Below are 924 nucleotides of genomic sequence, written 5' to 3'. Positions count from 1 at the left end.
CATGCATGTCGACGCCGAGCGCGAGGTGGTCCACTCGCTTCCCGTCGGCTTCTCGCTCGACGTCGAACGCGGCATGCGCGATCCGCGCGGCATGGTCGGCGACGCGCTCGGCGTCGACATGCATGTGCTGACCGGCGACGCCGCGCCAATGCGCAATCTGGAGCTCTGCATCAACCGCTCGCATCTTTCGGTCGAGCGCATGGTGGCGACGCCCTATGCCAGCGGCCTCGCGGCCCTGGTCGACGACGAGCTCGAAATGGGCGCTGCCTGCATCGACATGGGCGGCGGCACCACGACGATCTCCGTGTTCTCGGAAGGCAAGTTCGTGCATGGCGACGCCATCGCCATCGGTGGCAACCATGTGACGCTCGACATGGCCAAGGGCCTGTCGACTTCGCTCGACGCGGCTGAACGGCTGAAGGTGATGCACGGCTCGGCGCTGCCCGGCAGCGCCGACGACCGCGACCTGGTTTCCATCCAGCCGATCGGCGAGGAAGGCGAATTGCCGCTGCAGATCCCGCGCTCGGTGATGACGCGCATCATCCGCGCCCGCATCGACGAGACGCTGGAGCTGTTGCGCGACCGGTTGAACAAGTCGGGCTACGGCAACGCCGTCGGCAAGCGTGTCGTTCTCACCGGCGGCGCCAGCCAGTTGGCGGGCCTGCCGGAGGCAGCGCGCCGCATCCTCGGGCGCAATGTGCGCATCGGCCGCCCGCTCGGCGTGGCGGGTCTGCCGGAAGCGGCCAAGGGGCCGGCGTTCTCGACCCCGGTCGGGCTTATGATCTACCCGCAGATGGCGAGCTTCGAGAGCCATTCGGCGAAAGGACTTTCCGGTTTCAGGATGACCGGAACGGGCGGAAAACTGCATCGCATGAGTCAGTGGTTGAGAGACAGTTTTTAATTTGACGGGGACAGCCCCATAGG

Annotated in this window: 1 protein-coding gene; it reads left to right on the top strand. The window is 66.6% G+C overall.

Translation table 11 applies throughout. The features are described from left to right. On the top strand, positions 1 to 901 hold a 901-nt coding region (gene ftsA / locus EOA29_RS38095; protein WP_127222494.1), incomplete at its 5' end, for a cell division protein FtsA. Positions 902 to 924: the final 23 nt, after the last annotated feature.

The sequence above is a fragment of the Mesorhizobium sp. M1E.F.Ca.ET.063.01.1.1 genome (genome assembly GCF_003998155.1).
Taxonomy (GTDB): domain Bacteria; phylum Pseudomonadota; class Alphaproteobacteria; order Rhizobiales; family Rhizobiaceae; genus Mesorhizobium.
Note: the sequence above shows the minus strand (reverse complement) of the source record. Positions and strands in the feature narration are given on the sequence as shown.